Raw genomic sequence first — 19,198 nt, 5'->3', positions numbered from 1 at the left:
GGAGAGGGGCTTTGCGAGCGAGCGGGAAGAGTGAACGGGAAGTCGGGGCTGCTTAGAACGTGAACTTCGCCTGCAGACCGATCAGGTCGATGCTGCTCTTGTAGTCCACATTCAGGTTGCCGCGGCCGGCTTCGGGGCCGGTCAGGTCGTCGGTGAGGGCGACCGAGGTCTTCGGGATGAAGACGTGCGAATAGGCGGCATCGACGCGCAGATTGTCGGTGACCTGATAGCCGGCGCCGGCCGACAGCCAGTAGCGGTTCTGCTCCGGAATGCGCGGCGTGCGGTATTCGACGTCGACCGAACCCTGGTCGAAAGCGACGCCGGCGCGCAGCGTCAGCTTGTCGGTCACCTTGTAGGAGGTGCCGAGCGCGTAATACCAAGTGTCCTTCCAGTGCTCTTCCGTCACGGAGTTGAGCGCCGGATTGGCGATGTTCACGCGCAGTTCGCGGAAGCGCGACCAGTTGGTCCACTGCACGTCGGCCATCACCGCCCAGCGGTCGTTGACCTCGTGGTACAGGCCGATGGAGGCGATGTCCGGCGTGGTCAGGTCGGCGCTCGCGCTCTGGGCGGGCAGGGCACCGGCAAGCGGCGCCGGCAGGCCGGTGAAGGAGATGCTGCCGGTCAGCGTGTGCTTCACCGCCGAGCGGTAGGCGAGGCCGACGCGGGTGCCCTTCACCGGCTCGATCAGGGCGCCGAGCGTGAAGCCCCAGCCCCAGTCGTCGCCGGTCACGTCGCTCTTCACGTCGAGCGAACCGGGACGGCCGAGGCGGCTGGCGCCGAAGTCGGACGACTGCGACAGCTTGGCCTTCGCGTACTGGATCTGGACGCCGCCGCCCAGCGTGATCATCGGGTTGATGCGGTAGGACACCGACGGCGCGAAATTGTAGGTGCGCAGGTCGGAACGGATGCCGTGATAGCGGCCGATCCAGCTGTCGCCGTAATCGGTGACCAGACCCCAGGGCCCGTTGGCCGACAGGCCGACCTTCAGATCGTCATTGATCGAATAGACGAAGTAGCCGGCGGGAACCAGCGCGTCCTGGGCGATGTCGCCGGGCGAGGCGTTGCCGCTGATCGAGGTGCCGCCCAGCCGCCGGGCGCGGTTGGCACTGGCGCTGTCGACCTTCGACTTCACGATGACGCCGGTGGCGGTCTGCACCGCCTCGATCCCCGTCACCAGCCCCATGGTCGCCGGATTGTAGAACATCGAGCTGGCGTCGCCGTTGCCGCCGGCGGTCACGCCGGCATAGGCGGTGCCCTGGCCCGATACGCTCTGCTCCTTCAACGCAAAACCGGCGGCGAAGGCCGTGGAGGCGGTCGCCGCGGTGACCGCAATGGCGGCGGCGGCGGTCAGCAGGCGTGTCTTGAGCGTCGTCGGAGACATTCGTTCCTTCCCCAAATTGTGTTATTGACGCAATGATACACGAACTGACGCTTACGTAAAGGGGCTCCCACCACTTTTTGTTGGCCTCACGAACAGCTTTGCGGAGCCTGACGGAAATCGGAAGGAGAAAAGACGGGCGCGCATACGCGAACGCCGCCGGATGGGGGTTAACCCCTACGGCGGCGTTCGCAGAACAATCGAATATCGGCGGAGATACGCAAACTTGAGGAGCGGCGGAGGCCGCCCATCAGGCGAAGGTCAAGCGATGGTCAAGCGACCCAGGCGGCTGCGGCGCTGAACAGCTCGCGCAGGATGTTGTGCTCGTCGGTCCAGACCAGCTTGGCGGTGATGACGATGGAGGCGACGACCAGCATCGGACGCACGACACGGGCGCCGTTGCGGATCACCATATGGGCGCCGGCCTGGGCGCCGATATATTGCGCGACACCCATCAGCAGGCCGACCGTCCACAGCACATGGCCGCCGGCGATGAAGAACAGCAGCGAAGCGACATTGCTGGTCAGGTTCAGCACCTTGGTATGGGCGGTCGCCTTGCGCAGGTTGTAGCCGAGCAGGGAGACGAAGGCGATGGCGAAGAAGGTACCGGTCCCCGGCCCGAAGAAGCCGTCGTAGAAGCCGATGCCGGTGCCGATGCTGAGCGCGAAGGCATGCTCGCCGATGCGCTGGTGGGCATCCACGTCGCCCGCCTTGGGCGACAGCAGCAGATAGAGGGCGATGCCGATCAGCAGGATCGGGATGACGTCGCGCAGGAAGCTGGCATCCAGCATCTGCACCAGTGTGGCGCCGGCACCGGCGCCGACGAAGGTGCAGAGGATCATCGTCCGCATCGACGCCGGATGGACTTCGCCGCGGCGGACGAACTTGATGGTGGCGGACAGCGATCCGAAGCTGGATTGCAGCTTGCCGGTCGCCAGCGCCTCCGCCGGGGACAGGCCGGCGGCCAGCAGGGCCGGAATGGTCAGCAGGCCGCCGCCGCCGGCAATGGAATCGACGAAGCCGGCCAGCAGGCCGACGGCGAACAGGATGCCCAGCGACTCGGGCGTCAAAAGATCCATGATTGTGTGGAAACCCGCGTAGATGCACCGCCGGCGGAGCCGGCCTATCCGTAAATCGGCGGAGCCGGCATACTATGATTCGGCGGAGCCTGCATGCTGTGTTTCAGCATGGCCGGTACACACACACCCGGCTGGCCTCTCGATGTCAGCCGGCCGGACCGGCGAGGGCAGCCTCGATGGCGTCGTTCAGCGCCCGGACCCCGGCGCCCGGCCCCTGGGGATGGCCCCAGACGGCGTTGACCACGGCCAGGAAATCGGCGCCCGCGGTGACCAGCGGCGCGCAGTTTTCGGCGGTGATGCCGCCGATGGCGACGCAGGGAACCTCCATCAGCTCCGACCACCAGCTCAGCAGTTCCGGCTCGGCCTTGTATTCGGTCGTCTTGGTGGTGGTGGGGAAGAAGGCACCGAAGGCGACGTAATCCGCCCCTTCCTCGCCGGCGATCATGGCGAGATGGCGGCTGTCGTGGCAGGTGACGCCGACGATGGCGTCGTTGCCCATGATCTTGCGGGCGTCGCGATAGGGCGTGTCGGTCTGGCCGACATGCACGCCGTCGCAGCCGGCTTCCCGCGCCAGGCGCGGATGGTCGTTCAGGATGAAGGCGACGTCACGCTCCTGCGCGATGGGGCGCAGCACGTCGCAGGCGCGGCGGATGTCGTCCTCGGAGCAGTCCTTCAGGCGAAGCTGCACGCAGGCGACATCGCCCGCATCCAGCGCTTCCGCCAGAATCGGCGCGAACGCCGCCGGCTCCAGGGCCGGCGGCGTCACGAGGTACAGTCGGCAGGCAGGTTCCACCTGCGTCGGCTTTCCCTTGGCCAAGTGTTACTCCCGGCCCTGGTAGATCTTCATGATCCGGTCGAGCAGCTTGAGGGCGTCCTCGCGCGGGCGCTGGAAGGCGTTGCGGCCGATGATCGAGCCGTTGCCGCCGCCGTCACGGATGGCGCGGGCGTCCTCGAACACCGCATCCTCGCCCTTGGTGGCGCCGCCGGAGAAGACCACGATGCGGCGGCCGTTGAAGGCGCACTGCATGATGTGCTTCACCCGCTCCGCCTGGGTGGCGATTGGGATGTTCTTCGACTCGTAGATCTTCTTGGCTTCCGGCTGCTCCAGCGTGGCCGACGGCAGCTTCACCTTGATGATGTGGGCGCCCAGCAGAGCGGCCATGTGGGCGGCGTAGCCGATCACGTCGATGGCCAGCTCGCCGTCCTTGGTGACGGCGCCGCCGCGCGGGTAGGACCACAGCACGGTGGCGAGGCCGTAGGACTTGGCCTCCTTCGACAGCTCGCGGAACTCCTCGTACTGGGCGTACATGGCGTCCGAGCCGGGATAGATGGTGAAGCCGATGGCCGAGGCGCCGATGCGCAGCGCATCCTGGACCGAGGCGGTCACGGCCTGGTCGGCGGCTTCCTTCTGGGTGGACAGCGAGTTGGCGCTGTTCATCTTCAGGATCAGCGGGATGGACCCGGCAAAGGTGCCGGCGCCGGCTTCCAGCGAGCCCAGGGGGGCGGCGTAGGCGTTGCAGCCCGCGTCGATGGCCAGCTGGTAATGGTAGTGCGGGTCATAGCCGGCATCGTTCGGGCCGAAGCTGCGGGCGGGCCCGTGCTCGAAGCCCTGGTCGACCGGCAGGATCACCAGCTTGCCGGTGCCGCCGAGCTTGCCTTCCATCAGGATGCGGGCGAGGTTCGCCTTGGTGCCGGGATTGTCGCTCTCGTAGTTGGCGAGAATGTCTTTGACGCGGCGCGTGAGCTTCATTGTGGCTCTTCCCCTGGGGCATTCTTGGAAATGGCGCCGTCTTAGCCCGTATCGGGCCGCTTTGCAACGGCGGGAGGGGCATAAAGCGGCCATTTGCCACGCCTGAACGGCCTAGGGCCTGCGGTCGGGGAGGGCTCTTGCGAGTGGTCCGGACCCGTCCGAAGGGGTTAGGGCAGAAGGGACCCTGCCAGCGTGTAGAGCCCGTATCCGGCCCCGCCGAGCACCGCCCAGGACCCGACGGTCAGCCCGACCCAGATGGCGACCAGCTTGAGGCCGCGCATCTTCTCCGGTCCGGGTGCCGGTCTGTGTCCCATCCGGTCGGAGTGCCGGCCGCCGGCGGCCTGCCCCGGACGGTGAGGTTGCGCAATCGTCTGATCCGGCGTGGTGAGGGAGGTGATGCTCATGGGCGGGTCATCCGGCATCGGAGGGAGGGCGGCGTGTCACAAAAATATCCTAAGGTGACGTTACACCACCTTTGCGCGGAGAGGCTGTGCGAAAAAGCGGTAGTTGCGCCCTATCCTTCGGCCCGCGCCAGCCAGTCACGGCATAGGGCCTCCAGCCTTTCGGCGCGGTCGCTCCCCCGACTTTCGGCGGCCAGATCCAGCAGCGGCGGGCATCGGGTCAGCAGGACGGCACCGCGGACCGCGGCGACTGCCGCCAGGCGCTCCGCCGCCTGCGGATGACCGGTGAACAGCAAGGCCGGCACGCCGGCCGCAAGCGCCCCCTGCGCCTCGCCGGCCCGGTCGCCGCAGTCGAGCAAACCGGTCGACGACAGTCCGGGGTGGGATTTGCGCACCCGCTCCAGCACGCCGAGCAGCCAGAGCGCTCCCCCCGCCGGTGGCGCCATCAGGGTCAGCGCCGTGCCGGCCGACTCGGCCGCCCGCGCCGCGGCCAGCGCATCGCCAAGGCTGCGGATCAGGATGGGCCGGGCCGGAACCGGATGTGCGGGTGGGATTGCGGTCATGGTGCGCGCCGACGGGGAAGGGCCAGGCCGCCACTGTAGCCGGGCCTGCCGGACGGCTCAAACTCGACAGCCGATTCGCAGTCGTCCCGCGGCCGGTTGAGAGAATTGAGGCAGGTCAAACCCTGCGGTCGCCGTCCCGGGGTATGGTCAGTCACAGAGGGTGGGGGCCGGAGCGCCGGCGCCCGTTTCATTGGAATACCTCTCCCGGGAACGCCGCGATGATGGAATACAAGGGTTACAAGGCCCAGATCGACTTCGACAACGAAGCGGGCGTCTTCGTCGGCGAAGTCATCAACACACACGACGGCATTACCTTTTCCGGCCGGTCTGTGGACGAACTGCGGGAGTCTTTCCGGCGGGCGGTGGACGATTATCTCGATCTGTCCTGCGATATGGGCGGCGACGGCGAACAGCCCTTCTCCGGCCGTCTCGCCATCCGCATCAACCCGATCCTGCACCGCGCCGTCGCCGACTGCGCCGCGCGGGAGGGCAAGAGCCTGTCCGCCTGGATTGCCGAATGCCTGGGCCGCGCCGCCGGCGTCACCAACGTCAAGGCCGGGTGAGAATTCGCAAAATGCGATGCTGATTGCGCATGCTGCATATGCCGATTGGCAGAATGGCGAATGAATTGCGTTATGAACGGTTTGCCGCGTTCGCTGCCGACACACCCTTAACTGGCACCGTATTTGCTCAGCCTCCCTCGAACGATTTAGGGGGGATGCCTGATGAGCGGACCGAAGATGACCTTGCGTGCGAAGCTGTGGGCACTCGTCGCGCTGGCCGGCGCCGTGTCCATTGCGATTGCCGCCGCCGCCCTTTGGCTCGACCAGCGCAACATGCTGGAGGAGCGGAAGGAAACCTTGCGCTCCGTCGTGCAGACCGCCCATGGACTGGCCGCCGGATATGAAGCGGAAGTCAAGGCCGGGCGCCTGACGCGCGAACAGGCGTTCGAGCGGTTCAAGGCCAACCTCAACACCATGTTCTACAACGGCAAAGACTACATCTTTGTCCAGAACCTGAACTACCAGACCGTCATCCATCCGGTTCGGCCCGACGTCATCGGCAAGGACCAGCGCGACAACAAGGATTCGAACGGTGTGTTCTTCGTCCGGGCGCTGGTCGACACCGCGCGCACCAAGGGCGACGGTTTCGTGGAATACATGTATCCCAAGCCGAACACCGAAGTGCCACTGCCCAAGCTCAGCTATGTCAAGATGTTCGAGCCCTGGCAACTGCTGATCGGCACCGGTGTCTACATCGACGATCTGGATGCCCGTTTCACCAGCAGCCTGTGGACCATGGCCATCGTCGTCGGCGGGCTGGCCCTGCCGGTGGTGGCGCTGATCGCATTGGTCGGCAACTCGATCAGCCGGCGCATCCGCCGCCTGTCCGACAGCATGCGCAGCCTTGCCGACGGCAACCTGTCCACCGTCATTCCCGAAATCGACCGCGGCGACGAGTTGGGTGACATGGGCCGTGCGGTCCAGGTGTTCCGGGTCAATGCCGAGGCCAGCCGCCGGTTGGAGGCCGAACAGGCCGAAGCCGCCCGCCGGGCCGAGGAGGAGAAGCGTCAGTCGATGGACCGGCTGGCCGCAAAATTCGAGGGGACGGTGGGCGGCATGATCCGCTCCGTCTCCACCACCACCGACGCGCTGGGGCAGAAGGTGCGGGCGATGTCGCAGGCGGCGGAGCAGACCAGCCAGCTGGCCGGAATCGTCGCCAGTGCCAGCGACGGCACCGCCGCCAATGTGCAGACCGTCGCCGCCGCGTCGGAAGAGCTGACCGGCTCCATCGTCGAGATCGGCCGGCAGGTGTCGGAAGCCAGCCGCGTCGCCGGCGAGGCGGTCGGCATGGCGCAGGAGGCCACCGGCCGAATCAGCAGCCTGGCCGAGGCCGTCGAGCGAATCGGCACCGTGGTCGGGCTGATCAACTCCATCGCCGGACAGACCAATTTGCTGGCGCTGAATGCCACCATCGAGGCGGCGCGGGCAGGGGAGGCCGGCAAGGGCTTCGCCGTCGTCGCCAGCGAGGTGAAGGCGCTGGCCAACCAGACGGCGAAGGCCACCGACGAGATCGGCGGCCAGATGAGCGGCATCCAGACGGTGACCGGTCAGGCGGTGACGGAGATCCAGAAGGTGGCGGCGGTGATCGAGCGGCTGAGCGGCATCGCCACGGCGATTTCCGCCGCGGTCGAGCAGCAGAACGCCGCAACCGCGGAGATCACCCGCTCGGTCCAACAGGCAGCCGCCGGCACCGGGGAGGTGTCGACCAGCATCTCCGGCGTCACCGCGGCGTCCGACGAGAGCGGCCGCACCGCCCGCGAACTGGTCGACGCGCTCGGCAAGCTGACCAGCGAGGCGGCCGGACTGAACGCGCAAGTCGGCGACTTCCTGGCGACGGTGCGGGCGGCCTGAGGGCGGCCTGAGACCGGGTTGTCTCAAAGAAAAAAGGCGCCTTCCGCGAGGAAGGCGCCTTTTCCTTGCCGAAGCGAGGCTTACTTGGCGTTCGCCATGGCGACGGCGGTGTCGCTCATGCGATTGGAGAAGCCCCACTCGTTATCGTACCAGGTCATGATGCGGACGAAGTTGCCGTCGATGACCTTGGTCTCGTTCAGCGCGAAGATCGAGCTGTGCGGGTCGTGGTTGAAGTCGGTCGACACCAGATCCTCGGTGTAGGCTTCCAGCACGCCCTTCAGCGGGCCGTTGGCGGCGTCGGAGATCGCCTTGGTGATCTCCTCGACCGAGGTGGCGCGCTTGGACGTGAACTTGAAGTCGACGACCGACACGTTCGGCGTGGGCACGCGCATGGCGGTGCCGTCCAGCTTGCCCTTCAGCTCCGGCAGGACCTTGCCGACCGCCTTGGCCGCACCGGTCGAGGTCGGGATCATGTTCAGGGCCGCGGCGCGGGCGCGGTGCAGGTCCTTGTGGTTGGTGTCGACGATCCGCTGGTCACCCGTGTAGGAGTGGATCGTCGTCATGAAGCCCTTTTCGATGCCGACGAGGTTGTTCAGCACGAAGGCCACCGGCGCCAGGCAGTTGGTGGTGCAGGAGGCGTTGGAGACGATTCGGTGCTCGGCGGTCAGCTTGTCGTGGTTGACGCCGTAGACGACGGTGATGTCCTCGTCGGTGGCCGGGGCCGAGATCAGCACCTTCTCGGCGCCGGCTTCCAGATGCTTGGCGGCATCGGCGCGCTTGGTGAAGATGCCCGAGCATTCCATGGCGATCTCGATGCCGAGATCCTTCCACGGCAGCTTGGCCGGGTCACGCTCCTGCACGACCTTGATGGAGTGGCCGTTGACGATGAGGACGCCGTCGCCGGTCTCGATGGTGCCGGGGAAGCGGCCGTGGACGCTGTCGTACTTCAGCAGGTGCGCATTGGCCTTCAGATCGGCGAGGTCGTTGATCGCCACGACCTCCACGTCCTTGCGGCCGCTCTCGTAGATGGCGCGCAGAACCAGACGGCCGATGCGGCCAAAACCGTTGATCGCTACCCGTACAGCCATGACTTCCTCCAGTTGGATATGGGGCGTCCGAATTCGGCTGGACGCCCCTTCGGCTTCTCTCAGAGACGCGCCTTAACGGCGTCCACGACCGCTTCGGCGGTGATGCCGAAGTGCTTGTACAGTTCCTGGTAGGGGGCCGATTCGCCGAAGCCGGCCATGCCGACGAAGGCGCCCTTGTCGCCCAGCCAGCGGTCCCAGCCCAGACGGATCGCCGCCTCGACGCCGACGCGCACGCCAGTGCCGAGCACGGAAGCCTTGTAAGCGTCGTCCTGGCGCTCGAACAGTTCCCAACTCGGCATAGACACAACGGCGGTGCCGATACCCTGGGCCTGCAGGGCCTTGCGGGCCTCCACCGCCAGCGACACTTCCGAGCCGGTGGCGAGGATGGTGGCCTTGCGCTCGCCCTCGGCCTCGGCCAGGACGTAGGCGCCGCGGGCCGACAGGTTGTCGGCGGTGTGCTCGGTGCGCAGCGTCGGCACGTTCTGGCGGGTCAGCGCCAGCACCGACGGGGCACCGGTCGCTTCCAGCGCGATCTGCCAGCATTCGGCGGTCTCGACCGCGTCGGCCGGGCGCAGAACCAGCAGGTTCGGGATGGCGCGCAGCGCCGCCAGATGCTCGACCGGCTGGTGGGTCGGGCCGTCCTCGCCGAGACCGATCGAGTCGTGGGTCATCACGAACACGGTGCGCTGCTTCATCAGCGCGGCCAGACGGATGGCCGGACGGCAATAGTCGGCGAACTGCATGAAGGTGCCGCCGTAGGGGATGATGCCGCCATGCAGCGTCATGCCGTTCATCAGCGTCGCCATGCCGTGCTCGCGCACGCCGTAGCGGACGTAGCGGCCGGCGAACTCGCCCTTGCCCTTCACGTCGGCGGTGTTCTTGACCTTGGTGTTGTTCGACGGGGTCAGGTCGGCGGAGCCGCCGACCATCTCCGGAATCGCCGGCACCAGCACTTCCAGCGTGTTGCCGGAGGCGACGCGGGTTGCCCAGCTCGGCTTCTCGGCGCTGATCTTCTGCTTGAAGGCGACGATGGTGTCGGTCAGCGCGCTCGGCACGCCGTGGCTGAACGCCTCGTCGAAGGCCTTGCCGGCCTCGGCGCTCAGGGTGGCGCGGCGGCTGCTCCAGGCGTTGTAGGCGTCGGCGCTGCGGGTGCCGGCGGCCCGCCAGGCGGACAGCACCTCGTCGGGAACGACGAAGGGCTCATGGGTCCAGCCGATGGCGGTGCGGGTCGCGGCGATCTCATCGGCGCCCAGCGGCGAGCCGTGGCAGGCGTGGCTGTTGGCCTTGTTCGGCGCACCCTTGCCGATGATGGTGCGGCAGGCGATCAGCGTCGGCTTGTCGGTGGAGGTCCGCGCCTGGGCGATGGCCTTCGACACCGCGTCGGTGTCGTGGCCGTCGACGGCGATGGTGTTCCAGCCATAGGAGCGGAAGCGCGCCTGGGTGTCGTCGGTGAAGCTGAGGTCGGTCGTGCCGTCGATGGAGATGTGGTTGTCGTCCCACAGCACGATCAGCCGGTTCAGCCCGAGATGTCCGGCCAGCGAGCAGGCCTCGTGGCTGACGCCCTCCATCAGGTCGCCGTCGGACGCGATGACGTAGGTATAGTGGTCGATCAGCTCGTCGCCGAAGCGGGCGTTGGTGATCCGCTCCGCCAGCGCCATGCCGACGGCGGTGGAGACGCCCTGGCCCAGCGGGCCGGTGGTCATCTCGATGCCGAGGCTGGGGTCGACTTCCGGGTGGCCGGGGGTCAGGCTGTGCAGCTGCCGGAAGCGCTTGATCTCGTCGATGGTCATGCGCTCGTAGCCGGTCAGGTAGGCCAGCGAGTAGAGCAGCATCGAGCCGTGGCCGGCCGACAGCACGAAGCGGTCGCGGTCGGCCCAGGTCGGGTTCTTCGGATCGAACTTCAGGAACTGCGTGAACAGGACCGTGGCGACGTCGGCCATGCCCATCGGCATGCCGGGGTGGCCGGACTTCGCGGCCTCGACCGCGTCCATGGAGAGCGCGCGGATCGCGCTGGCCATCGTGTGGAGGGAGGGCTGGGCGGAGTCAGCGGACATCTGGCGTTTCCTGCGGGTCGGGCGCGGTTGCGGCGTCGGCAACGGTGGTTGCGCGGTCGCCTTGATAAGGCGCCGCGAAACGGGCGCACCATGCAGAACCGCCGTCCGCAGGTCAACATGGGATTGGGGTAGGGAAGGGCATGGCAGAGGCCCCTCGTCCGTGCGGGAAGCCCCGCAGCCGTTATGGGTTCGACACTGATGCATCGGTTGCGGCGTTCCGTCACGCCCCGGTATTCAGTATGGGCATTCGGTGGAAGAGTCCCTCGGGACGGTTGACGCGGTCAGCGTGCCGGCCCAACTCTAAGCGCTCCGATAAGGCAGCGGTTCGGCTTGGCGGAAAGCCGGTCCGGATCCGCCGCCCATCGAACATGACGTGCCCACAGGTCGAGGTTGACGTCCATGGATTCCCTGAAAGCTGCTCTCGACCGTCTCGGCCGTGCCGTGGAACGTCTCGACCATGCCGCTGCCGCCCGCGAGGAGCGGGTCGTCCGGCGGGAGCAGGATCTGTCGCAGGCGCTGGAAACCGCGCGGGCCGACCGGGCGACCGCCCAGGCCACCGCGGAGGCGGTGTCGCAGCGGCTTGAGGTCGCCATCGCCCGCCTGCAACACGTGCTGGAGAGCTGACGCCATGGCGCAGGTCGACATCGAAGTGAATGGCCGCTTCTATCGCATGCTGTGCGAGGACGGGCAGGAGGGCCGGCTGCGCGAGCTGGCGGCCTATGTGGACGACCGCCTGCGCCGGCTGACCGGTGGCGGACGCAGCGGGTCGGAGGCGCAGATGATGCTGATGACCTGTCTGGTGCTGGCCGACGAGCTGCAGGACGTGATGTCCGGCAAGGGCATCGCCCCTGCGATCGACGAGGCGGCGGTGGCCGGCGAACTCGATCGTGTCGCAAAACGCATCGAAGAGGTTGCCGCGCGGCTCGAGCGCGCCTAGATTGGTGCATGGAAGGACCGCTGCCTGGTTCGACAGGCTGCAATAATCCCCAGGGCCGATAACCTTGAACTCTAGGGAGCTGTCCCTGTCCGGCCCATCGGGCCGGGTACACGGCGCCCACCTGCTCATGCAGGCCATGGAGGATAGGCATATGGCCACCGGCCGAGGCGGCACCTTCCACCCTCTTTCCGGGCCTCCCTGTTCCATGGGTTCCCCGTTCCCTCCCTCCGCACGCAGTCCGCGATGACCGATCCGCAAGCCAAGGACGCCGCCCGACGCGAGGCGCGCGCCCGGCGCGACGCCATCGCCGACTCCGACCGCTCCACCGCCTCCGCCGCCGTGCGCGACCGCATCGCCGAACTGGCGTGCGACGGCCATCTGCCGCGCGGTGCCGCCGGGGGATATTGGCCGCTGGGGTCGGAACTCGACGCGCGGCCGGCTTTGCTCCATCTTAAAGACCTCGGCCATGCGGTCGGGCTGCCTGTCTCGGGGCCGCGCGGCACTGCCCTGCTGTTCCGCGACTGGGACCCGCAGGCGCCGATGACAGCCGGGCGATACGGCATCCAGGAACCGGCGGAGGGGCGCGCGGTCCTGCTGCCCTCGCTGCTGCTGGTGCCGCTGCTGGCCTTCGACCGCTCCGGCCATCGGCTGGGCTATGGCGCCGGCTATTACGACCGGACGCTGGACGGCCTGCGGGCAGGCGGGGCGGGAGCGGGCGTGGTGGTTGCGGTCGGCGTGGCCTTCGCCGCGCAGGAGATGCCGGCGGTTCCGGTGGACGGCCATGACGAGCGGCTGGACTGGATCGTGACGGAGCGCGAGACGCTCCGCATTCATAAGTGAGTTATAGCTCCGTGCGTTTAACATGAAACGCACGGAGCTATAGTTTTGTATTTGACGATCGGATTCACGCTTCAAATCGATGCCGATTTTACGCGATCCGATCTAATCGGGAAGGTTGGGGCGATGCGGATTCTGTTCTTCGGCGATGTGGTGGGCCGGTCCGGGCGCGAGGCTGTGCTGGCGCATATGCCGATGCTGCGCGAGAAGCTGGACCCCGACCTGACGGTGGTGAACGGCGAGAATTCGGCCGGCGGCTACGGCGTCACGGTCAAGATCGCCGAGGAGTTCTTCGAGGCCGGCATCGACGTGGTGACGCTGGGCAACCATACGTGGGACCAGAAGGAACTGGTTTCCACCATCGAGCAGCAGCCGCGCATCGTCCGTCCAGTGAACTATCCGGAGGGCACGCCAGGCCGCGGCTATGTGCTGTTGCAGGCGCGCGGCGGGCGCAAGGTTCTGGTCGTCAACGTGCTGCTGCGCCTGTTCATGGAGCCGATGGACGACCCCTTCGCCGCGGTGGACCGGGTGCTGAAGGCCCATCGCCTCGGCCCGGGCGGCGTCGATGCCGTTCTGATCGACATGCACGGCGAGGCGACCAGCGAGAAGATGATCATGGGCCATTTCTGCGACGGCCGCGCCTCGCTGGTGGTGGGCACCCACAGCCATGTGCCGACCGCCGACCACATGGTCCTGCCGAAGGGCACCGCCTATCAGTCCGATGCCGGCATGTGCGGCGATTACGACAGCGCCATCGGCATGAAGAAGGAGGTGGCGCTCGCCAAGATGGTGCGGAAGCTGCCGACCGAGCGGCTGTCCCCGGCGGAAGGCGAGGGCACCGTCTGCGGCTGCTATGTCGAGACCGACGACCGCACCGGGCTGGCGGTCCGCATCGAGCCGTTGCGCATCGGCGGGCGGCTGAGCCAGACCTTGCCGGAACGGACGCAGTAAGGCCGTCACGGCTGCGGCCACGCCGCGCCGCAATCTCGCCATATTGACTTTCTAATCCCGTGGGTGTCGTCTCCCGCGCCGAAAAGGTGCGGTGGGGCGGCAGACCTGTTACATGTGTCGTGCGCTTAACCCCGCCCGATTGACCAATTCCGTTTCGAGGCTCGTTCGACCCATGGCCGGTCATTCCCAGTTCAAGAACATCATGCACCGCAAGGGCGCGCAGGACGCCAAGCGGTCCAAGATCTTCAACAAGCTCGCCCGCGAGATCACCGTCGCCGCCAAGAGCGGCCTGCCGGACCCGGCGGCCAACCCGCGCCTGCGTGCCGCCATCCTGGCCGGACGCGCGCAGAACATGCCGCGCGACCGCATCGACCGCGCCATCAAGCAGGGCACGCCCGGCGGCGGCGACGACGCGAACTACGAAGAGGTGCGGTACGAGGGCTACGGCCCCGGCGGCGTCGCCCTGATCGTCGAGGCGCTGACCGACAACCGCAACCGCACTGCCGCGGAAGTGCGCTCCAGCTTCACCAAGTATGGCGGCAGCCTGGGCGAGACCAACTCGGTCAGCTTCATGTTCAGCCGCATCGGCGCGATCTTCTACCCGGCCGCCGCCGCTGACGCCGACGCCGTGTTCGAGGTGGCGCTGGAGGCCGGCGCCGACAACGTCGAATCCGACGAGAACGGCCACGAGGTCACCACCACGGTGGAGAATTTCGGCGTCGTGCGCGATGCGCTGGAGGCCAAGTTCGGCGGTGCGGAGAGCGCGCGCCTGACCTGGCGTCCGCTGAACACCGTCGCCCCGTCCGAAGATGCCGCGGCCAGCCTGCTGAAGCTGCTGGACGTGCTGGAGGACAACGACGACGTCCAGGTGGTCGAAGGCAACTTCGACATCTCCGACGAGCTGATGCAGAAGCTGACCGCGTAAGCAGAACGCGGGTCTTGCAGGCGGAGAGCGGGTGCCGTGTTTGCGCGGGCAGGACGAAGTGAGGCGACGGTGCCTTCGCCGGTGCGGCTGCTGGGGATCGACCCCGGCCTGCGCCACACCGGCTGGGGCATCATCGACGTGGCGGGCAACCGCCTGAGCCACGTCGCCGACGGCGCGGTGCATTCCGACGACCGCTGTCCGCTGGCCGAGCGTCTGGTGCAGCTCCACGACGCCCTGTCGGCGGTGGTGGAGCGCTACCACCCCGACGAGGCGGCGGTGGAGGAGACCTTCGTCAACAACAACGCGGTCTCGACGCTCAAGCTGGGGCAGGCTCGCGCCGTGGCCCTGCTGGTGCCGGCCCAGGCCGGGCTGGCCGTGGCGGAATACGCCAACAACATGGTCAAGAAGGCGGTCGTCGGCCAGGGCCGCGCCGAGAAGGCACAGGTCCAGACGATGGTGCGGCTGCTGCTGCCCGGCTGCGAGATCGCCTCGCCGGACGCCGCCGATGCCCTCGCCATAGCGATCTGCCACGCGCACCACCGCGCCAGCTGGACGATGTGGCGGCGGGGCGGCGAAGTGCCGCGTCAAACCCTCTCCCCCCCGGGGAGAGGGCAGGGTGAGGGGGATGCACAGCGTTCCTCTCCCAAGAGTCCACGCAGCGCTTCCCCCTCACCCCGACCCTCTCCCCGGGGGGGAGAGGGAGACGCTCCCATGAGGCGAGTGGGGGACATGGCGCTGGTTGCGAAAACCAAGCCCACTGACTACATAACCGGGCGCGCGCGCGATCTGCGGATGAATGCCACGGATGTGGAAAAGATCGTCTGGCAGAAGCTGCGCAATGCGCAGCTTGGCGCGAAATTCCGGCGGCAGGAGCCGATCCTGGGCTTCGTCGCCGACTTCGTCGCCCACGACCATCGCCTGATCATCGAACTGGACGGCGGCCAGCATGCCGAGCAGCGCGCCGCACATGACGAGCGGCGGTCTCGCATGCTGGAGCAGGCCGGCTTCCGGATCCTGCGCTTCTGGAACACCGACGTGATCGATAACCTTGACGGCGTGCTGGAGACCATCCGCGCGCGTCTCGAAGAGACCTCCATTCTTCGCAGCCAGCCCTCGGGCCGGGAGTTCCCATGATCGCCAAGCTGACCGGCATCGTCGATTCCACCGGCACCGACTGGGTCGTGCTCGACGTGAACGGCGTCGGTTACCTGCTGTCCTGCTCCAACCGCACGCTGTCACGCCTGTCGGTGGGCGAGCGGGCGTCGCTGGTGGTCGAGACCTTCATCCGCGAGGAACGCATCGTCCTGCACGGCTTCGGCGACCAGGCGGACCGGGAGTGGTTCAAGCTGCTGACCACCATCCAGGGTGTCGGCGCCCGGCTGGCGCTGTCGATCCTGGGCGTGCTCGACCCCGACCAGCTGACCCGCGCCATTGCCTCCCAGGACAAGACCGCGCTGGTGCGCGCCGACGGCGTCGGGCCGAAGGTGGCGGCGCGCATCCTCAACGAACTCAAGGACAAGGTCGGCAATCTGGCGCTCGGTCCCGCGGCGACCGCGGGCGCGCCGGCCGGCAAGGGCGCCCCCGCCGCCGTGCCGGGCGCCACCCCGGCGCTGGCCGATGCGGTGTCGGCGCTGGTCAATCTCGGCTATGGCCGGTCGGAGGCCTTCGGCGCGGTCGTCGCCGCCGGGCGCGTGCTGGGCGATGATGCCGGCGTGTCCGATCTGATCCGCCAGGGCCTCAAGGAACTGAGCCAATGAGCGACCCCAATCAAGATCGTCTGGTCCAGCCGGGCCAGGGCCACGGCGATTCGGCCGAGGCGTCGATCCGTCCGCTGTCGCTCGCCGAGTTCATCGGCCAGCGACAGGCGCGCGAGAACCTGTCGATCTTCATCCAGGCCGCCCGCTCCCGCAACGAGGCGCTCGACCATGTGCTGCTGTTCGGGCCCCCCGGCCTGGGCAAGACCACGCTGGCGCAGATCGTGGCGCGCGAGCTGGGCGTCGGCTTCCGCGCCACCTCCGGCCCGGTCATCGCACGGGCCGGCGATCTGGCGGCGCTGCTGACCAACCTGCAGCCGCACGACGTCCTCTTCATCGACGAGATTCATCGCCTTAATCCCGCCGTGGAAGAGGTGCTCTATCCCGCCATGGAGGATTTCCAGCTCGACCTCATCATCGGCGAAGGCCCGTCGGCGCGGTCCATCCGGATCGACCTGCCGCCCTTCACCCTTGTCGGCGCGACGACGCGCAGCGGCCTGATCACGCGCCCCTTGCGCGAACGCTTCGGCATTCCCGTGCGCCTGCAATTCTATGAACCGGACGAGCTGGAGCTGATCGTGCGCCGCGCCGCCGGCGTGCTCGGCATGGGCATCACGCCCGAGGGCGCGCGCGAGATCGCCAACCGGGCGCGTGGCACGCCGCGCGTGTCGGGGCGCCTGCTGCGCCGGGTGCGTGATTTCGCCGCGGTCGCCGGGGTGGAGGAGGTCGACAAGCGCGTCGCCGATGCCGCGCTGACCCGGCTGGAGGTCGACCGGCTCGGGTTGGACAGCATGGACCGCCGTTACCTTGGGCTGGTCGCCAACAACTATGGCGGTGGCCCGGTCGGTGTCGAGACGCTGGGCGCGGCGCTGGGCGAGCAGCGCGACGTGCTGGAGGAGGTGGTCGAGCCCTACCTGATCCAGCAGGGCTTCCTTCAGCGCACTCCGCGCGGGCGCATGCTGACCGACCAGGGCTTCCGCTATCTCGGGCTCAACCCGCCGAACGCGCCGCTCCGGCAGCTCGACCTGCTGGACCGCGTCCCCGACCCGACGGACGAGGGCGACGATGAGTGACGCCGCGTCTTCCTTGTCGGGCCGGTTCGCGGAGGATGGCACGCACCGGTATCCGTTGCGGGTCTATTACGAGGACACCGATGCCGGCGGCATCGTCTATCACGCCAATTACCTGCGGTTCGCGGAGCGGGCGCGCACGGAGATGCTCTACCTGATGGGCTTCCGTCAGAGGGAGATGGCCGGGGGTTTGGGCGATGTCACAGGTGTGTCATTTGCGGTACGGCGCCTGACCATCGATTTTGACGCCCCTGCCAAGCTGGAGGACACGCTTGAAGTGGAAACCCGAATCGTCGATATCCGCGGTGCCTCCTTCGCACTTGCACAAGTCATCCGCCGCGACGGTCGCGTGCTGGCGCGCGCCGACCTGCAGCTGGTGACGATCAACCGGGCCGGGCGGGCCGTGCGCCTTCCCGAACCGGTGAAAGCGGCGATGGAGACGCTGCATGCAAAGCAAAACGCCTCTTCTCCCGCCTGACCCGCCTGCCTGATCCTATCGACCGTTTCCTTCCACTCCCCGTGCCAACAGCGCAAACGCGAGACTGACTGCGATGGACGCCCTGCAAACCGCCCAACTGGCCGGCAATGCCGCCGCCACGACGGCACATGAGATCACGATCCTCGGCCTGTTCTGGCAGGCCGACGCGGTCGTCAAGATCGTGATGATGATGCTCGTCGTCGCCTCGATCTGGTGCTGGGCGATCATCATCGAGAAGCTGATGCGCATCCGCCGGCTGAACGCCCAGGCCGACTCCTTCGAAGAGGCCTTCTGGTCCGGCGGGTCGCTGGACGCGCTGTACGACCGCATCGGCCAGACCCCGGCCGACCCGATGGCGGCGACCTTCGCCGCCGGCATGCGCGAGTGGCGCCACGCCGCCGACCGCGGCATCGGCGGCACCATGAAAAGCTCGCTGCAGCAGCGGGTCGAGCGGGTGATGGCGGTGACCATCGGCCGCGAGATGGCGCGGGCCGAACGCTACATGACCTTCCTGGCCTCGGTCGGGTCGACCGCCCCCTTCATCGGCCTGTTCGGCACGGTGTGGGGCATCATGAACTCCTTCACCTCGATCGCCGGTTCGGGCAACACCAGCCTCGCCGTGGTGGCGCCGGGCATCGCCGAGGCGCTGTTCGCCACCGCCATGGGCCTGCTGGCCGCCATTCCGGCGGTGCTCTCCTACAACAAGTTCTCCACCGACCTCGGCCGCTACGCCGACCGGCTGGACACCTTCTCGGGCGAGTTCTCGGCGATCCTGTCCCGCCACCTCGAGGAGCGGGGAGCCGCCTGAACCATGGCCGGACAACTCGCAGGCAAATCCCACGGGCGCGGCAAGCGCCGGGGCTATCGCGCGATGGCCGAGATCAACATGACGCCCTTCATCGACGTCATGCTGGTCCTGCTGATCGTCTTCATGGTCGCCGCCCCGATGCTGACCGTCGGCGTGCCGGTCGACCTGCCCAAGACCAATGCCGCTCCGCTGGAGCAGCAGAAGGACCCGCTGTTCGTCACCGTGCAGACCGACGGCCGCGTCTTCGTCCAGGAGACGCCGGTCGAGCTGACCAACATGGTGCCGCTGCTGATCGCGGTGACCAACAACAACCCCGAGGCCCGCATCCTGGTCCGCGGCGACGCCAAGATCGCCTACGGCAAGATGCTGGAGGTGATGGGCACCATGAGCGCCGCCGGCTTCAAGAAGGTCGGGCTGGTCGCCGAGATGCCGAACGGCCCGACCGCGTCCAGCGCGCGGGTCGGCGCGCCCAAGCCGGCGCGTTGAGGCGGGCGGAACTCCCATGCGCAAGCCCCTGATCGCCTCGGCGGTGCTGCACGTCGCGCTGGTCGCGCTGATGGTGCTCGGCATGCCGCCCAGCGATCGCAAGCTCGAGATCGCCTCCTCGATCCCGATCGAGATCGTCGACGTCGGCGAGATCACCCAGGCTGCCCGCGTCGAGAAGGGCGAGCCGAAGCCGGCCACCGCCGCCCGTCCGCCGATGCCCGAGGC

Annotated in this window: 21 protein-coding genes, 1 other RNA gene and 2 pseudogenes; 16 read left to right on the top strand and 8 right to left on the bottom strand. The window is 67.8% G+C overall.

Features of this window, described 5'->3' with window-relative positions; genetic code table 11:
* Positions 1–52 precede the first annotated feature (52 nt).
* The 6 genes from GBZ48_RS14200 to GBZ48_RS14175 all read right to left on the bottom strand — a co-directional run bounded on the left by GBZ48_RS14200 (position 53) and on the right by GBZ48_RS14175 (position 5,171).
* A complete protein-coding gene (locus tag GBZ48_RS14200) occupies positions 53–1,381 on the bottom strand; it encodes an OmpP1/FadL family transporter (RefSeq protein ID WP_174471630.1) in 1,329 nt (442 codons plus the stop codon).
* Between the two features lie 269 nt (positions 1,382–1,650).
* Positions 1,651–2,457: a TSUP family transporter gene (locus GBZ48_RS14195; protein ID WP_109048861.1), complete on the bottom strand. Its 807-nt coding sequence runs from the start codon at positions 2,455–2,457 to the stop codon at positions 1,651–1,653.
* Between the two features lie 145 nt (positions 2,458–2,602).
* Positions 2,603–3,274, bottom strand: coding sequence for a thiamine phosphate synthase (thiE, locus tag GBZ48_RS14190; protein ID WP_174471629.1), 672 nt, complete (start codon positions 3,272–3,274; stop codon positions 2,603–2,605).
* Positions 3,275–3,277: 3 nt separating this feature from the next.
* Positions 3,278–4,207, bottom strand: a complete 930-nt coding sequence (locus GBZ48_RS14185; protein WP_174471628.1) for a class I fructose-bisphosphate aldolase — start codon at positions 4,205–4,207, stop codon at positions 3,278–3,280.
* 167 nt (positions 4,208–4,374) lie between these two features.
* Positions 4,375–4,611: a hypothetical protein gene (locus tag GBZ48_RS14180; protein WP_246307183.1), complete on the bottom strand. Its 237-nt coding sequence runs from the start codon at positions 4,609–4,611 to the stop codon at positions 4,375–4,377.
* A 110-nt stretch (positions 4,612–4,721) separates the two neighbouring features.
* Entirely contained in the window at positions 4,722–5,171 is a 450-nt protein-coding gene (locus tag GBZ48_RS14175) for a hypothetical protein (RefSeq protein WP_174471626.1), read from the bottom strand.
* 218 nt (positions 5,172–5,389) lie between these two features.
* On the opposite strand from GBZ48_RS14175, the gene GBZ48_RS14170 reads away from it, so the two are divergent.
* Positions 5,390–5,734, top strand: coding sequence for a type II toxin-antitoxin system HicB family antitoxin (locus GBZ48_RS14170; RefSeq protein ID WP_109048858.1), 345 nt, complete (start codon positions 5,390–5,392; stop codon positions 5,732–5,734).
* Positions 5,735–5,896: 162 nt separating this feature from the next.
* On the top strand, positions 5,897–7,585 hold the full coding sequence (locus GBZ48_RS14165; RefSeq protein ID WP_174471625.1) for a methyl-accepting chemotaxis protein: 1,689 nt from the start codon (positions 5,897–5,899) through the stop codon (positions 7,583–7,585).
* Between the two features lie 80 nt (positions 7,586–7,665).
* On the opposite strand, the gene gap is transcribed toward GBZ48_RS14165, so the two are convergent.
* A complete protein-coding gene (gene gap, locus GBZ48_RS14160) occupies positions 7,666–8,673 on the bottom strand; it encodes a type I glyceraldehyde-3-phosphate dehydrogenase (protein ID WP_174471624.1) in 1,008 nt (335 codons plus the stop codon).
* Positions 8,674–8,732: 59 nt separating this feature from the next.
* Positions 8,733–10,727, bottom strand: coding sequence for a transketolase (tkt, locus tag GBZ48_RS14155; protein ID WP_174471623.1), 1,995 nt, complete (start codon positions 10,725–10,727; stop codon positions 8,733–8,735).
* Positions 10,728–11,126: 399 nt separating this feature from the next.
* On the opposite strand from tkt, the gene GBZ48_RS14150 reads away from it, so the two are divergent.
* From GBZ48_RS14150 to GBZ48_RS14090, 14 genes and pseudogenes are all read left to right on the top strand, one after another.
* A complete protein-coding gene (locus GBZ48_RS14150; protein ID WP_109448310.1) occupies positions 11,127–11,351 on the top strand; it encodes a hypothetical protein in 225 nt (74 codons plus the stop codon).
* Positions 11,352–11,355: 4 nt separating this feature from the next.
* Complete coding sequence (locus tag GBZ48_RS14145) at positions 11,356–11,664, top strand: cell division protein ZapA (RefSeq protein WP_098740243.1); 309 nt, start codon at positions 11,356–11,358, stop codon at positions 11,662–11,664.
* Between the two features lie 14 nt (positions 11,665–11,678).
* Positions 11,679–11,842: non-coding RNA, 6S RNA (gene ssrS, locus GBZ48_RS14140), on the top strand.
* 65 nt (positions 11,843–11,907) lie between these two features.
* Positions 11,908–12,504: a 5-formyltetrahydrofolate cyclo-ligase gene (locus GBZ48_RS14135; RefSeq protein ID WP_174471622.1), complete on the top strand. Its 597-nt coding sequence runs from the start codon at positions 11,908–11,910 to the stop codon at positions 12,502–12,504.
* Between the two features lie 123 nt (positions 12,505–12,627).
* Positions 12,628–13,452: a TIGR00282 family metallophosphoesterase gene (locus GBZ48_RS14130; RefSeq protein WP_174471621.1), complete on the top strand. Its 825-nt coding sequence runs from the start codon at positions 12,628–12,630 to the stop codon at positions 13,450–13,452.
* A 172-nt stretch (positions 13,453–13,624) separates the two neighbouring features.
* Complete coding sequence (locus GBZ48_RS14125) at positions 13,625–14,377, top strand: YebC/PmpR family DNA-binding transcriptional regulator (protein WP_174471620.1); 753 nt, start codon at positions 13,625–13,627, stop codon at positions 14,375–14,377.
* Between the two features lie 81 nt (positions 14,378–14,458).
* Positions 14,459–14,950: pseudogene (ruvC, locus tag GBZ48_RS36260) on the top strand (crossover junction endodeoxyribonuclease RuvC); the annotation flags it as partial.
* Positions 14,933–15,511 carry an endonuclease domain-containing protein gene (locus GBZ48_RS36255; RefSeq protein ID WP_343049546.1) on the top strand — a complete coding sequence of 193 codons (579 nt, stop codon included), beginning with the start codon at positions 14,933–14,935 and terminating at the stop codon, positions 15,509–15,511. The pseudogene ruvC and the gene GBZ48_RS36255, both read left to right, overlap by 18 nt.
* A complete protein-coding gene (gene ruvA, locus GBZ48_RS14115; RefSeq protein ID WP_174471619.1) occupies positions 15,508–16,134 on the top strand; it encodes a Holliday junction branch migration protein RuvA in 627 nt (208 codons plus the stop codon). The genes GBZ48_RS36255 and ruvA overlap by 4 nt, the downstream gene beginning before the upstream one ends.
* Positions 16,131–17,204 (top strand): Holliday junction branch migration DNA helicase RuvB, encoded by a 1,074-nt coding sequence (gene ruvB / locus GBZ48_RS14110; protein ID WP_174471618.1) that lies wholly within the window; start codon positions 16,131–16,133, stop codon positions 17,202–17,204. Before ruvA ends, ruvB begins: the two co-directional genes overlap by 4 nt.
* Positions 17,197–17,679 carry a tol-pal system-associated acyl-CoA thioesterase gene (gene ybgC, locus GBZ48_RS14105; RefSeq protein ID WP_174471617.1) on the top strand — a complete coding sequence of 161 codons (483 nt, stop codon included), beginning with the start codon at positions 17,197–17,199 and terminating at the stop codon, positions 17,677–17,679. The genes ruvB and ybgC overlap by 8 nt, the downstream gene beginning before the upstream one ends.
* 73 nt (positions 17,680–17,752) lie before the next feature.
* Positions 17,753–18,487: a protein TolQ gene (gene tolQ / locus GBZ48_RS14100; protein WP_109448300.1), complete on the top strand. Its 735-nt coding sequence runs from the start codon at positions 17,753–17,755 to the stop codon at positions 18,485–18,487.
* A gap of 3 nt (positions 18,488–18,490) precedes the next feature.
* Positions 18,491–18,973, top strand: coding sequence for an ExbD/TolR family protein (locus GBZ48_RS14095; protein WP_085088826.1), 483 nt, complete (start codon positions 18,491–18,493; stop codon positions 18,971–18,973).
* Positions 18,974–18,989: 16 nt separating this feature from the next.
* Positions 18,990–19,198: pseudogene (locus tag GBZ48_RS14090) on the top strand (hypothetical protein); the annotation flags it as partial.

The organism is Azospirillum melinis (assembly GCF_013340935.1).
GTDB lineage: Bacteria > Pseudomonadota > Alphaproteobacteria > Azospirillales > Azospirillaceae > Azospirillum > Azospirillum melinis.
This window is presented reverse-complemented; position numbering and strand designations above follow the sequence as displayed.